This window comes from Chroococcidiopsis cubana SAG 39.79 (assembly GCF_003991895.1).
Lineage (GTDB): Bacteria > Cyanobacteriota > Cyanobacteriia > Cyanobacteriales > Chroococcidiopsidaceae > Chroococcidiopsis > Chroococcidiopsis thermalis.
The window spans coordinates 9,629-9,916 of sequence record NZ_RSCK01000073.1; the positions used below are offsets into that span (position 1 = coordinate 9,629).

Here is a 288-nt window from a genome sequence, read left to right on the forward strand (position 1 = left end):
TTGTAGGTGGCATCCCAACTACCATAACCGTTGCCGGAGTAGTCAATATACCAAGTTCCATTCTTACCCCAAACACTGAGGTCTGCTTTTTTATCGCCATCATAATCGCTAGGAACGGCAGTGTAGTTAGTGTCGCCATACCCGTTGTATGAAGCATCCCAGCGACCATAGCCGTTGCCAGAGTAGTCAATATACCAAGCTCCGTTGTTACCTCTAACGCTTAGGTCAGCTTTAGCATCGCCATCATAGTCGGCAGGAACGGCAGTGTAGTTAGTATCACCATAGCCG

Annotated in this window: 1 protein-coding gene; it reads right to left on the minus strand. The window is 48.3% G+C overall.

The genetic code is table 11. The features are described 5' to 3' along the window. The coding region (locus DSM107010_RS40130; RefSeq protein ID WP_199755787.1) for an FG-GAP repeat domain-containing protein at window positions 1-288 on the minus strand (288 nt) is incomplete at both ends.